We start from the raw sequence: 12788 nt of genomic DNA, 5'->3' as shown, positions 1-12788 counted from the left end.
AAGGGTGCCCGGGGGTCAACTCCGCCCGATGAGGGCGTAGCGAGTCCTCACGATATCGGCGAGGTCTTCGGTGATCCAGTTGTCCACGGTGACGTAGTGGGCGTGCGACAGCCAGGCATCCTTGTGTGCCCAGTGACCGACCACCGGGAAGTGAGGCAGCTTGCGCGGATTGAACTTCAACCGATTCTCGAAGTGCCGGAGCGAATCACCGAGCACGACGAGGTCCATGCGTGTTCGCATCGTGATCACTCCGCCGACGTTGCCGCGGATCGTCGCCCATTCCTCGTCGGAGCGATGGATCGCGGGGGTGTGAAGGAGCACCAGCATCTTGATCTGGTTGCCGTTGGCGAGCGAGCTCAGTGCAACGTTCCCGCCATGGCTGTGCGCGTAGACGGTGTCGAGCCAGCCGGCATCGGAGACGAGGTCGCGCCAGAGGGCGAGGTCGCGGGCGCCGTCCGCGCGTCCCTGCTCCGAGTACTCCCCGCTCCAGACGAAGTACGTGTCGTCGGAGTAGAGGTTCGGGGTGACCGACGAACGGAGATGGTCGTGAAGAGGCGAGTGCGGCTTGTGCCAGCCGGTGTCTGTCACCAATCCCCAGGTGCCATGGATGGGAACGCTCGTCGGCCCGACGATTCGCTCGCGTGCTGTGTCGCCGGACGACGACGGGCCCGCAGTCTCCCAGCCCGCGAGCGCCGCGGCGACGCCACGGGTGAGTGGATCGGCGGACTCGAGGCCGAGGAGCAGGGTCTCCGGTGGTGCGCTCGTCTGCCGCCCGGTGACGATGGCGAGGCTGCCGGCCGCTGCGACGGACTCGAGGCGCTGGTCGCTGCGTTGCGCGTAATTGAGCAGCGCGAGGAGTGTGGTGGGGAGATGGGTGGCATTGAGCTCCTCCCAGAGCGCCGCTGCCGCATCGGGATCGAACCCGCCATCCCAGGACGTGCCCGCATGGTGCCGCAAAGCCTGATCTGTCAGGTCATCGAGGCGATTCTCCTCGAACCACTCCTCCAGTTGCGGCGGCGCGGGACCCACGTGGGGGACGCCCAGCGCATCCGCATCCTCCTGCATCGCAAGAGCGAGATCATCGCCGCCGAACGCATACGCCGACATGCCGAGGTACTGTGCGGCGCGGCTCGCGATCGCCGACGGCGAGTCGTCGCGGAATGAGGCCACTCCTGGCACGGGCTCGAGAGGGTTGCTGGGGCTGAGGACATCGGACATCTGCGTCTCCCGCGGTCGATGCTCGAACCGTACTCCGCCCTGGGTGCCACCGCTATGCGGGGGAGGTCGCACCGCGCGGGCTCACAGCAGTGCGGCGGCGGCGCGCAGTCCGTCGACACTCGACGCCGCCCATCGAGTGACGATGCGGTGCGCTCGGTCGGCCTCCGGTCCCGTCAGCCGGCGAAGCAGAGGCTGGACGACATCGAGAGTGAGCGGCTCGATGAGCTGTGGGATCCGCGCGTCGCGGAGGAACCCCTCGATGCGGGTGAGGTCGTTCCCGGTCAGGGCGCCGATCTCACTCTGCAGCAGCACGATCGCCGCTAGGCGGCGCTCGAAAACCGGAACCGCCCACAGTTCCGACGCAAGCGCCGTGATGTCGTCGTGCGGAAGATCCCGATGCCGACGCAGCGCGTCTCGAACAGTGCCTCGGATCGCACCGATCGAGGCGCCGTACACCGACAGTCCACCGACGGACGCATCGCCGTCCGCCCACGTGCGCCACTCCGACGCCTCGGACCGCAGCGTGTGGTCGATGAAGCGTGCTGCAGCAGAATCCACACATCCATCCTCACCCGGAGGAACGGCGACCGTGCTCTCGCCCGTCCGTCCTCAACCGGGGAGGTCGTCGCGGCGACGCGAGAGGTAGGCGCGTTCGGCGGGATTGCCGGCGAGGGCGATGGCGCGGTCGTAGGCTCGCCGTGCGTCGTCGACGCGGTCGACACGGCGCAGCAGATCGGCCCGTGCGGCGTGGAAGGCGTGGTAGCCCGACAGCACGTCGGCGAGTCGCGTGACCTCCTCCAGGGCCTCGGCGGCCCCGTGGAGCTCGGCGGCCGCGACGGCGCGGTTCAGTCTGACGATCGGCGAGGCATCGACGGTGAGCAGCCTGTCGTACAGGGCGACGACCTGCCGCCAGTCGGTCTTTCCGGCCGACGCAGCATCGGTGTGCACGGCGTTGATCGCCGCCAGCAGCTGGTAGCGACCGGGCGACGCGGAGCCGTCGGCGACCGCGGCGATCCGCTCGTGCACGATCGCGTGCCCCTCGGCGATGCGCTCCCGATTCCAGAGGCTGCGGTCCTGCTCTGCAAGGGTCACCAGTTCGCCGTCGGGCGACACGCGCGCGGCGCGGCGCGCGTCGATGAGCAGCGTCAGTGCGAGGAGCCCCGCGACCTCGCCCTCTTCAGGGAGGAGCTCTCGCAGCAGGCGCGCCAGGCGGATCGCCTCCTCGCTCAGCTCGACCCTCATCGCGTCGTCACCGGAGGTCGACAGGTAGCCCTCGTTGAAGATCAGGAAGACCACGGCGAGCACCCCCGCCAGCCGCTCCCGCACGTCGTCCGCCGACGGCATCCGGAACGGGACGCGCGCGGTGGCGAGAGTGCGTTTGGCGCGGGTGATGCGCCGGGCCATCGTGGTCGTCGGCACGAAGAACGCCCGGGCGATCTCGGCGACCGTGAGTCCGCCGACCATCCGCAGTGTCAGGGCGACCCGCGCCGACATCTTCAGCGCGGGGTGGCAGCAGATGAACAGCAGTCGGAGCCGGTCGTCGTCCACGGCGCCGATCGGTGGGGGAGGATCGTCATCGACCAGCATCTGCGCCTCGTCGTGCTTGCGACCGCGCTGAGACTCCCGCCGCACTCGATCGATCGCCTTGCGAGTGGCGGTGGTGGTGAGCCAGGCTCCCGGGTTCGGCGGCACGCCGTCGCGTGGCCAGAGCTCGACGGCGGCGACGAACGCGTCGGCTGCAGCGTCTTCGGCGAGCTCCAGGTCGCCGAAGCGACGGGCAAGACCCGCCACCACCCGCGCCCACTCCTCGCGGTGCGCGCGGGTGATCCCGTGTGAGGCGGGAGAAGCGGTCACCCGGCCTCGGGGGTCTGCCGGTCGATGATCTCCACCACGCCGCTCGGGAAGCGATGCACCTCCTGCGGCCAGTCGAGGGAGGCCGCCAGGCGCCCGGCCCAGTGGCGTGCGTCGTCGTCGGTGGGCACGTCGATCACGGTGAACCCGCCGAGGTGCTCCTTCGTCTCGGTGTACGGGCCGTCGGTGAACACCGGCTCGCCGTCGGCCAGCTCCACGCTGAACAGTGCCGTCGACGCGTCGATGCCGCCGTCGGCGAAGACGAACACTCCCGCCTGCTTCATCTCCTCGAGCACCGCCATCGACGCCTGGCTCTTGCTCTGGAGCTGCTCGGCGGTCTGCGGCGGAACCCACTCGTCGTTGAACGCGATCAGGTAGTTCGGCACTGTCGTCTCCTCTTGTCGAGATGGCGGCCGCCGCATGGCGCGTCGGTCGCAGCGATCCGTTTCGAACCGCCTACCGATGCAACGAACGGCGAGCCGCGAATACGACACTACGACGTGATCTCGTGTCTGACAGGTGGGCCCCGTGGGGCTCGAACCCACGACCCGCGGATTAAAAGTCCGATGCTCTACCGACTGAGCTAGAGGCCCTCGGGATCCAGCCTACCGACCTCACCGCACACGAACGGCACCCGCCGAAGCTCTGCGCTCCAGCGGGTGCCGTCGTGCTCACCGTCCGAAAATCCCCGATACCGGAACGGGAAGCGGGATCACTCGGTCGGCGGCATCAGCACCGTGTCGATGAGGTAGACGGTCGCGTTGGCGGTCTGCACGCCACCGCAGATGACGCTGGCGTCGTTGACCATGAGCGCGTCGCCCGAGCCGGTGACCTCGACGTCGGCGCCGTTGACCGTGGTGTGCATGCCGGCGATGTCGGCGGGCTCGATCTGGCCGGGGACGACGTGGTAGGTGAGGATCGAGCTCAGCAGGTCGCTGTCGGTCTTGAGGACCTCGATGGTGTCGGCGTCGATCTTGGCGAAGGCGTCGTCGACCGGCGCGAAGACGGTGAACTCGTCACCGTTGAGGGTGTCGACGAGGTTGACGTCGGGGTTCAGCTGGCCGCTGACGGCCGAGACGAGCGTCGTCAGGAGCGGGTTGTTGGACGCCGCGACGGCGACCGGGTCCTGCGACATGCCCTGAACCGAGCCGGCACCGTCCGGAACGGCCTCGGCGTAGTCGGCGCAGCCGGGGCCCACGAGGTTGGCGGCGGGGTCGTTCTCCATGGCGGGGGCGCTCTCGCTCATCGAGGGCTCCGGAGCCGTGGACTCCTCTGCGGTGGTTCCGCCCATGGAACAACCGGCCAGCGCGAACGCCGCGGCGAAGGTGAGGGCGAGGGCTGCGGTGGTCTTCTTGGTGCTGAGCATGGCTTTTCTCCGTTTCTCAGGGCCGCCTCCTCTGGCGGCTTCAGGGGTTCTTCGGAGCCCTGTCGAGATCGGATGGGAAGAACTGCGAACACCGTCGGAATCAATCCGATGCGCGCTCGCCCACGAATGACTCCCGACGAAAGAGGGAGAACATGGATCTGATCATCATCGGCCTGCTGGGGGGGACTGATCACGGGCATCTCGCCGTGCATCCTGCCCGTGCTCCCGGTCATCTTCCTCACGGGCGGCGCGCAGTCCGCCCGGTTCGACAAGGGCGACGGCGCCTCGGCCGACGACGGTCCGCTCCCGGCGCGCCGCAGCCGCCCGTATCTCGTGATCCTGGGCCTCGTGGTGAGCTTCACCCTCGTCACGCTCGTCGGCTCGCTGATCCTCGGTCTGCTGAACCTGCCGCAGGACATCATCCGCTGGGTCGGCATCGCCGTGCTGGTGGTGATCGGCGTCGGCCTCCTCATCCCTCGGTTCGAGCAGATCCTCGAGAAGCCGTTCCAGTGGCTGCCGCGCCGCGAGGTGCAGAACCGGGGGAGCGGATTCGGGGTGGGCCTCGCGCTGGGCGCCGTCTTCGTCCCGTGCGCGGGTCCGGTGCTCGCCGCCATCATCGTCGCCGGCGCGACCGGGCGCATCGGCGCCGACACGGTGCTGCTCACGGCATCCTTCGCGATCGGCGTCGCGATCCCGCTGCTGGTGTTCGCGCTGGCCGGTCGGGGACTGGTCGAGCGGATCCGCGCCTTCCGCAAGCGCGAGCGAGGCCTCCGGATCGCCGCGGGCGTCGCGATGCTGGCGCTCGCCGTCGGCCTGGTCTTCAACGTGCCGCAGGCGCTGCAGCGACTGCTGCCCGACTACACCGCGCAGCTGCAGCGCGACCTGACCGACAACGAGCAGGCCGCGGAGGCGCTGGGGCTCGGCGGTCTCGTGAACGACGAGAACCGCGACCTGGACAAGTGCACGAACGGCGCCGACGAGCTGGAGTCGTGCGGCACGGCGCCGTCGATCAAGGGCATCGAGAAGTGGCTGAACACGCCCGGCGGCGAGGGCATCGACCTCGCCGAGCTGCGCGGCGAGGTCGTGCTCATCGACTTCTGGGCCTACTCCTGCATCAACTGCCAGCGCTCGATCCCGCATGTCGTCGCGTGGGACGAGGCCTATCGCGATGCGGGGCTGCAGGTCATCGGCATCCACTCGCCCGAGTACGCGTTCGAGAAGGACGCCGCGAACGTCGAGGCCGGCGCCCGCGACTTCGGGATCACTTACCCGGTCGCGCTCGACAACAACCTGTCGACGTGGACGAACTACCGCAACCGGTACTGGCCGGCCCACTACCTGATCGATGCGTCGGGCACCGTCCGCCACATCTCGTTCGGTGAGGGGAACTACGCGGCGACCGAGAAGATGATCCGCGAGCTGCTCGAAGACGCCGACCCGGGCGTCTCGCTCCCGGCCGCGACCGATGTGGACGACACGACGCCGGACGTCGGATCGACGACGCCCGAGACGTTCCTCGGCTCGTCGAAGGACCGCAACTTCGCCGGTCCCGACGCGTACGGCCAGGGCGAGGACACCTTCGCGTTCCCGGCCGACCAGGCGCCGGACACCTTCGCGCTCGACGGCGGATGGAAAGTGCAGACCCAGTTCGTGACCCCGACGGGCGACGAGGCCCGGGTGCGCCTGACGTACCGCGCGTCCGAGGTCCGCATCGTGGCGGCGGGCGAAGGGACGATCACCGCCGACGTCGACGGCGAGACGTCGACGATCGACGTGGGCGGCACCCCGCGCTCCTACGCGGTGCTGGAGCCCGGCGATGCCCGCGAGGGCGTCATCACGCTCGAGGTGCCCGCCGGAGTCGAGGTCTACTCATTCACGTTCGGATGAGCAAGGGTTCGGAGTTGATCGAGGAGATGGTGCATGCTTGTCGAGATGGTCATCGACGGGGTGGAAGTGCGCGAGGACGGCGAGAGCGCCGATCGCGTGGCGGAGCTGCTCATGCGCATCGCCGACCGTGACGAGAGCGCCTTCGGCAGCCTCTACGACATGCTCTCCTCCCGCGTGTTCGGCCTGATCCTGCGCGTGCTCGTGGACCGCGCGCAGAGCGAGGAAGTGCTGCAGGAGGTCTTCCTCGAAGTGTGGCAATCCGCTGGCTCGTTCGCTCCGAATAGAGGACAAGGGAGGTCGTGGGTTCTCACGATCGCACACCGACGGGCCGTCGACCGGGTCCGGTCCGCGCAAGCGGCCGGGGAACGGGACGTGCGCGCCGGCATGCGGGAGCTGAACACCGCGGCCGCCGGAGTGGAGGAACAGGTCGAGCTGCGCATCGAGAGTCGGCGCGTGGCCCGGGCGCTGCAGGCCCTGCCTGAGCTGCAGCGGGAAGCACTGACCCTCGCCTACTTCGGCGGCTACTCTCAGAGCGAGATCGCTGCCATGAGCGGGACTCCGCTCGGAACGATCAAGACCCGAATGCGCGACGGCCTGTCGCGCCTGCGCACCGAGATGGGGGTGACCGTATGAACATCCAGGACTTCGCCGACCTGTCGGCAGGCCGCGCCCTCGGCGCACTGTCCCCCGACGACGAGGCCGCCTTCCAGGAGGCTCTGCGCGAGCACCCCGAATGGCAGGGGATCGTCGACGCCGACCTCGAGACGGCCGCCACCCTCGGCGAGTCGGTCGCCCCGGTGGCGCCCCCGCTGGCGATGCGCTCGCAGCTGCTCCGCCTGATCCGTGCCGATGCCGAGTCGCCGGTGGCGGCTTCGGCCCCCGCGGACGACCGGGCCGCCGACGACTCCGCCGCGGACGACACCGTCGCCCTCCCTCGGGCCGCCGTCCTCGCGGACGACACCGTCGCCCTCCCTCGCGCCGCCGCCCCCGCTGACGACACCGTCGCCCTCCCGCGCGCCGCCGTGGCGGCCGACGAGGCGGACGCACCGGCGACGCCGCCCATCCCCGAGAAGGCCGCACCCGAAGAGGCCGCCCTGCGTGCGGCAGCTCCGCCGACCGAGATCGTTCAGGCCATCCAGCGCCGCACGTGGACGCGCGGCATGTTCGCCCTCGTCGCCTCGATCGCCCTCCTCGTCGGCATCGGCTGGGGTGTGGGCGCGGTCACCGACGCCCTCCGCACGCCCCCCGCGGTCGCCACGCTCGCCCAGATCGAGGCGGCGCCCGACGCGCAGGAGGCCACGAGCGAGCTCAGCGGCGGCGGCGAGGCGACGCTCCACTGGTCGCCGTCCCTGGGCGAAGCGGTGATCGTCGCCTCCGGGCTTCCCGAGATCGAGGCCGACCGGACGTTCGAGATGTGGTTCCTGCGCGACGGCACGCCCGTCTCCGCAGGCACCTTCGACTCGGCCGACGGTGAGGCGACGGCCCTCCTCGCGGGCGAGATCCAGACCGGCGACGGCGTGGCCGTGACGGTCGAGCAGGAGGGCGGTTCCCCCGACGGGGCGCCGACCACCGATCCCATCGTGGCGATCGTCCCGGCCGAGGCGTGATCTCACGCGGGTAGCCTGGAAGGCGATGTCCGACGACCCCCGCGCCTTCCACAAGCCCGTTCGGCGACCCGCCGAGCTGTTCGACCGACTCTTCAGCGCCGAGGACCCCGCGGAGGTGTCGCGCGTGGCGCACGCCACGGCGGTGGCCCTCCTGTCGCGGGTGCGGGAGGAGCCGGCCGATGCGGTCGTCGACCGTCTGATCGCCTTCACCGACGAGCACGGGATCGACACGATCGCGGAGCTCTGGTCGCGGGCGCCCGCGAAGTCGCTGCCCGGCACCCTGTGGCGGCTCTACCTGCTGCAGCTGATGGTCCACGACGACGCCCGATCCGCGGCGCTGCTGTACGAGCGGGGCCGGGTGCGCCTGGCGACCGCCGACCATGTGGTGGCCGGTGCGCCGACCCCCGCCGGACCGGACGAGCTGGTCTCGCTCAGCGACTCCATCCTGCGCGGGGTGTTCAGCGGCGACTTCGCCGTCGCGCTGGAGCGGGCGGCGTCGTTCTGCCGCGTGGAGGCGGCGGGCGCCGCCGACCTCGCCGACGACCACGACCGCACCGAGCCCGAGCGGGCGACCGCGTTCACGACCCGCGCGCTGCGGCTGACGACCTACGCCGAGGACCTGTCCGCCGCTGCCGCCCTGTGGCGCCGGGACTCGCTCACCTGACCCGCGGAGCCGCGCGGCACGTGCGCCGGTCGGGGCTCGCGGTGGGCCTGAAGATGCCGGGCCGCAGAACGCCTCTCGGCGCGGTGCCGCTCGAAGCGGCAAAAGATGGAGCCCGGGGTTACTGCGGCCCGGCTGTACCAGTGTAACCGGACCTCGCGCCGACCTATTCCCGTGCCGAAAGCAGGGTCGATCGATGCGATCTACCCCTGCGGGACGGGCCGGGGTCGATCCGCCCTGCTTTCGCCACGCGTCCGGCCTCGCACCCGTTCCCCGCACCCGGCCTAGGCTCTATCCATGGCCTGGCGATACGCCCTCATGATCACCCCTGTCGACGCGGATGCCGCCGACACCGACTTCTCGCCGACGTTCGCGGAGATCGACCCATCGGCGCCGGCGCTGACCGTGGGCGAGCTCAGCACGCAGCGCGGCGACGGCATCTTCGAGTCGATCGGTGTCGTCGACGGGCACGCGCAGGAGGTCGAGGCCCACCTCGACCGTCTCGCACACTCCGCCCGGCTGTGCGACCTTCCGGCGCCCCACGTCGGGCAGTGGCGAGAGGCTGTGGCCCGAGCCGCCGCGCACGCCGGCTCGGGCGAGGCGGTCATCAAGCTGATCCTCAGCCGCGGCGTGGAGCACGGTCCGGCACCGACCGCGTGGGTGACGGTCGCCTCGGCGGCGGACTTCACCGCGGCCCGCACCGACGGCATCCGCGTCGTGACGCTCGACCGGGGCTACGACATCGATGTGCCCGCCCGTGCGCCGTGGCTGCTGCTGGGGGCCAAGACGCTGTCGTACGCGGTGAACATGGCCGCCATCCGCGAGGCCAAGCGCCGCGGCGCCGACGATGCGGTGTTCGTCTCGTCCGACGGCTTCGTGCTGGAGGCGCCGACGGCCTCGCTCATCCTCCGCCGGGGCGACACATTCGTCACGCCCGCCCCCAACGGCGGCATCCTGCACGGCACGACCCAGCTGAGCCTGTTCGAGCACCTGGAGGCCCGCGGGTTCGCCACCGCCTACGAGACGGTCCCGGCCGCGGACCTGGCGTCGGCCGATGCGGCGTGGCTCGTGTCGAGCGTCCGCCTGGCCGCTCCCGTCGTCGCCGTCGACGGCGCGGCGCTCCCGCACGATGCCGAGCTCACCGCCTCCCTCAACGCCTACCTGCTGAGCCCGCGCGACTGAGCCCCGCCGGAACGACGATGTCCCACTTCCGGTCGCTTCGCCGAGGCGAAAGCAGCCGAAAGTGGGACATGGTCCGCGGAAAGGGGATCAGCCGAAGCGGCCGGAGACGTAGTCCTCGGTGGCCTGGACCGACGGGGTGGTGAAGATGGTGCCCGTCTCGTCGTACTCGATGAGCTTGCCGGGCTTGCCGGTGCCGGCGATGTTGAAGAACGCCGTCTTGTCGGAGACGCGGCTCGCCTGCTGCATGTTGTGGGTCACGATGACGATCGTGTACTCCTTCTTGAGCTCCTGGATGAGCTCCTCGATCGCGAAGGTCGAGATCGGGTCCAGGGCCGAGCACGGCTCGTCCATGAGGAGCACGTCCGGAGACACGGCGATCGCGCGCGCGATGCACAGACGCTGCTGCTGACCGCCCGACAGGCCGGAGCCGGGCTTCTCGAGACGGTCCTTCACCTCGTTCCAGAGGTTGGCGCCGCGCAGCGACTGCTCGACGAGCGCGTCGGCGTCGCCCTTGGAGAGCTTCTTGTTGTTGAGCTTGACGCCCGCCAGCACGTTCTCCTTGATGCTCATCGTCGGGAACGGGTTGGGGCGCTGGAAGACCATGCCCACCTGCCGGCGCACCAGCACCGGGTCGACGCCGGGGCCGTACAGGTCGTCGCCGTCGAGGAGGACCTCGCCCTCGACGCGCGCACCGGGGATGACCTCGTGCATGCGGTTGAGGGTGCGCAGGAACGTGGACTTGCCGCAGCCGGAGGGGCCGATGAACGCGGTCACGCTGCGCGGCTGGATCTCGAGGGACACGCCTTCGACGGCGAGGAAATCGCTGTAGTAGACGTTGAGGTCGTTGACTTCGATGCTCTTGGACACGTCGGGTTCTTTCTGGAAGGAGCGGATGCCGGTCAGCGGCCGAACTTGGGGGCGAAAACCCGCGCGATCAGTCGCGCGAGGAGGTTCAGCACCATGACGATCAGGATGAGGGTGAGGGCGGCGGCCCAGGCGCGGTCGACGTACGCCTGCGCGGGGATGCCCTGGTTCATGAACTGCGCGTAGGCGAAGACCGGAAGGCTCATCATGCGGCCCTCGAACAGGTTGTAGTTCATCGAGGCGGTGACGCCGGCCGTCAGCAGCAGCGGTGCCGTCTCGCCGATCACGCGGGAGATCGAGAGCATGATGCCCGTCGTGATCCCGGCGATCGAGGTCGGCAGCACGACCTTGACGATGGTGAGCCATTTGGGCACGCCGAGCGCATAGGAGGCCTCGCGCAGCTCGTTGGGCACGAGCCGCAGCATCTCCTCGCTGGAGCGCACGACGACAGGGATCATCAGCACGGCGAGGGCGACCGAGCCCATGATGCCCAGCCGGATGCCCGGGCCGAAGAAGAGCGCGAAGACCGCGTACGCGAACAGGCCCGCGACGATCGAGGGGATGCCCGTCATCACGTCGACGAGGAAGGTGATGCCGCGCGCCAGGCGCTTCCCCTCGCCGTACTCGATCAGGTAGATCGCGGTGAACAGGCCGATCGGGATCGAGATGACCGCCGCGGCGAGCGTGATGAGCAGCGTCCCGACGATCGCGTGCAGGGCGCCGCCGCCCTCGCCGACGACGTTGCGCATCGACATGGAGTAGAAGTCCGCCGAGACGCCCGCCACGCCGTTGACGACGACGGTCCAGGCGACCGACACGAGCGGGATCATCGCGATCAGGAACGCGACGGTGACGACGCCGGTCACCAGCCGGTCGACACCGCGCCGACGGCCCTCGACGAGGCTCGAGACGACCGTGATCAGAACGAGGTAGACGACTCCCGTGACGACGGCCCATCCGGCGACGGCGAACTCGCCGTCGGAGGCGAGCGACAGCACGCCGAACAGCAGCGCGCTCAGGCCCGCCGTGCCGGCGAGGAGCGCCCACGGGGTCCAGCGGGGGAGGTGCCCGCTCGTGAGCGAGCGGGTGGGCCGCGAGGCGGAGACGATCGTCGGTCCCTGGGGCGGAGCGGAGACGGCGGACATCAGTTGGCTCCCGAGAATTCCTTGCGGCGGCTGACGATCCAGCGGGCCACCGCGTTGACGGCGAACGTCACGACGAAGAGGATCAGGCCGGTGGCGATGAGCACGTTGATGTTGGTGCCGTACGCCTCAGGGAAGGTGAGCGCGATGTTCGCCGGGATCGTCCCGGGGTTCTCCGCGGTGAAGAGACGGAACGTGACGATGTTCGCGACCGAGAGCACCATGGCCACGGCCATGGTCTCCCCGAGCGCGCGTCCGAGGCCGAGCATCGACGCCGAGACGATGCCCGAGCGCCCGAACGGGAACACGGCCATCCTCACCATCTCCCAGCGGGTGGCGCCGAGGGCGAGGGCGGCCTCTTCGTGGAGCACCGGGGTCTGGAGGAAGATCTCTCGACAGATCGCGGTGATGATCGGCACGACCATGACGGCCAGGACGATCGCGGCGGTGAAGATCGTGCGGCCGGTGCCGGAGACGGTGCCCGCGAACAGGGGGAACCACCCGGCGTTGACGTTGAGCCACGCGTACACCGGCTGCACCGCCGGAGCGAGGACGAGGATGCCCCAGAGGCCGAACACGACCGAGGGGACAGCGGCCAGGAGATCGACGATGTAGCCGAGCCCCTGTGCCAGGCGGCGGGGCGCGTAGTGCGAGATGAAGAGGGCGACCGCCACCGACAGGGGGACCGCCATGACGAGGGCGAGGATCGACGCCCAGATCGTGCCGAAGGCGAGCGGCCACACGTAGTCCCAGAAGTCGGACGTGAGGATCGACGCCGTGGCGGATGTGGCCGTCAGGCCGGGGATGGACTGGACGATCAGGAAGATCGCGACGGCGGCGAGCGTGACGAGGATCATCGTCCCGGCCGCCAGCGCCGTGCCCGAGAACCAGCGGTCGCCCGGGCGCTGCTTGGCCGGTGCGGCCGACGCCCGGCTCGTGGTGGTCGTCATGATCTCCAGTCTCCTCGGTATTGATGACGCGTGCACGGCCCGGCGGAGTGCGCCGGGCCG

At 70.0% G+C, this 12788-nt stretch carries 13 protein-coding genes and 1 tRNA gene; 5 read left to right on the top strand and 9 right to left on the bottom strand.

Translation table 11 applies throughout. The features are described 5' to 3' along the window. Positions 1-15 precede the first annotated feature (15 nt). The 6 genes from QQZ13_RS04470 to QQZ13_RS04445 form a co-directional block, all read right to left on the bottom strand. Positions 16-1029 (bottom strand): hypothetical protein, encoded by a 1014-nt coding sequence (locus tag QQZ13_RS04470; protein ID WP_284527902.1) that lies wholly within the window; start codon positions 1027-1029, stop codon positions 16-18. Between the two features lie 270 nt (positions 1030-1299). Continuing rightward, positions 1300-1776 carry a DNA alkylation repair protein gene (locus tag QQZ13_RS04465; protein WP_284527901.1) on the bottom strand — a complete coding sequence of 159 codons (477 nt, stop codon included), beginning with the start codon at positions 1774-1776 and terminating at the stop codon, positions 1300-1302. 51 nt (positions 1777-1827) lie between these two features. Next, positions 1828-3072, bottom strand: a complete 1245-nt coding sequence (locus tag QQZ13_RS04460; RefSeq protein WP_284527900.1) for an RNA polymerase sigma factor — start codon at positions 3070-3072, stop codon at positions 1828-1830. Beyond that, positions 3069-3455 (bottom strand): YciI family protein, encoded by a 387-nt coding sequence (locus tag QQZ13_RS04455; RefSeq protein WP_284527899.1) that lies wholly within the window; start codon positions 3453-3455, stop codon positions 3069-3071. Before QQZ13_RS04455 ends, QQZ13_RS04460 begins: the two co-directional genes overlap by 4 nt. Before the next feature lie 134 nt (positions 3456-3589). After that, positions 3590-3662: transfer RNA gene (locus QQZ13_RS04450), tRNA-Lys, on the bottom strand. Between the two features lie 119 nt (positions 3663-3781). Next, positions 3782-4435, bottom strand: a complete 654-nt coding sequence (locus tag QQZ13_RS04445) for a fasciclin domain-containing protein (protein ID WP_284527898.1) — start codon at positions 4433-4435, stop codon at positions 3782-3784. Positions 4436-4654: 219 nt separating this feature from the next. Here QQZ13_RS04445 and QQZ13_RS04440 point away from each other — a divergent pair, with 219 nt between their 5' ends. From QQZ13_RS04440 to QQZ13_RS04420, 5 genes are all read left to right on the top strand, one after another. Beyond that, complete coding sequence (locus tag QQZ13_RS04440; protein WP_284527897.1) at positions 4655-6322, top strand: cytochrome c biogenesis protein DipZ; 1668 nt, start codon at positions 4655-4657, stop codon at positions 6320-6322. Between the two features lie 33 nt (positions 6323-6355). Continuing rightward, positions 6356-6955 (top strand): ECF RNA polymerase sigma factor SigK, encoded by a 600-nt coding sequence (gene sigK, locus QQZ13_RS04435; protein ID WP_284527896.1) that lies wholly within the window; start codon positions 6356-6358, stop codon positions 6953-6955. Continuing rightward, on the top strand, positions 6952-7929 hold the full coding sequence (locus tag QQZ13_RS04430) for an anti-sigma factor (RefSeq protein WP_284527895.1): 978 nt from the start codon (positions 6952-6954) through the stop codon (positions 7927-7929). The genes sigK and QQZ13_RS04430 overlap by 4 nt, the downstream gene beginning before the upstream one ends. A gap of 25 nt (positions 7930-7954) precedes the next feature. After that, a complete protein-coding gene (locus tag QQZ13_RS04425) occupies positions 7955-8593 on the top strand; it encodes a DNA-directed RNA polymerase subunit beta (protein WP_284527894.1) in 639 nt (212 codons plus the stop codon). A gap of 294 nt (positions 8594-8887) precedes the next feature. Further along, complete coding sequence (locus tag QQZ13_RS04420) at positions 8888-9772, top strand: aminodeoxychorismate lyase (protein WP_284527893.1); 885 nt, start codon at positions 8888-8890, stop codon at positions 9770-9772. Between the two features lie 87 nt (positions 9773-9859). Here QQZ13_RS04420 and pstB read toward each other — a convergent pair whose 3' ends face one another. Genes pstB through pstC form a run of 3 tightly spaced genes read right to left on the bottom strand, consistent with a single transcriptional unit; the run spans position 9860 to position 12728 of the window. Then, on the bottom strand, positions 9860-10639 hold the full coding sequence (gene pstB / locus QQZ13_RS04415; RefSeq protein WP_284527892.1) for a phosphate ABC transporter ATP-binding protein PstB: 780 nt from the start codon (positions 10637-10639) through the stop codon (positions 9860-9862). A gap of 32 nt (positions 10640-10671) precedes the next feature. Then, on the bottom strand, positions 10672-11781 hold the full coding sequence (pstA, locus tag QQZ13_RS04410; protein WP_284527891.1) for a phosphate ABC transporter permease PstA: 1110 nt from the start codon (positions 11779-11781) through the stop codon (positions 10672-10674). Continuing rightward, a complete protein-coding gene (gene pstC / locus QQZ13_RS04405; RefSeq protein WP_284527890.1) occupies positions 11781-12728 on the bottom strand; it encodes a phosphate ABC transporter permease subunit PstC in 948 nt (315 codons plus the stop codon). The genes pstA and pstC overlap by 1 nt, the downstream gene beginning before the upstream one ends. Positions 12729-12788: the final 60 nt, after the last annotated feature.

The organism is Microbacterium sp. T2.11-28 (genome assembly GCF_950097975.1).
GTDB lineage: Bacteria > Actinomycetota > Actinomycetes > Actinomycetales > Microbacteriaceae > Microbacterium.
Note: the sequence above shows the minus strand (reverse complement) of the source record. Positions and strands in the feature narration are given on the sequence as shown.

Bases quoted from the DNA above. Each gene is read 5' to 3' on its own strand.
- pstC (WP_284527890.1), bottom strand. From the start codon at position 12,728: ATGACGACCACCACGAGCCGGGCGTCGGCCGCACCGGCCAAGCAGCGC.
- QQZ13_RS04430 (WP_284527895.1), top strand. From the start codon at position 6,952: ATGAACATCCAGGACTTCGCCGACCTGTCGGCAGGCCGCGCCCTCGGC.
- sigK (WP_284527896.1), top strand. From the start codon at position 6,356: ATGCTTGTCGAGATGGTCATCGACGGGGTGGAAGTGCGCGAGGACGGC.
- QQZ13_RS04425 (WP_284527894.1), top strand. From the start codon at position 7,955: ATGTCCGACGACCCCCGCGCCTTCCACAAGCCCGTTCGGCGACCCGCC.
- QQZ13_RS04420 (WP_284527893.1), top strand. From the start codon at position 8,888: ATGGCCTGGCGATACGCCCTCATGATCACCCCTGTCGACGCGGATGCC.
- QQZ13_RS04445 (WP_284527898.1), bottom strand. From the start codon at position 4,435: ATGCTCAGCACCAAGAAGACCACCGCAGCCCTCGCCCTCACCTTCGCC.
- pstA (WP_284527891.1), bottom strand. From the start codon at position 11,781: ATGTCCGCCGTCTCCGCTCCGCCCCAGGGACCGACGATCGTCTCCGCC.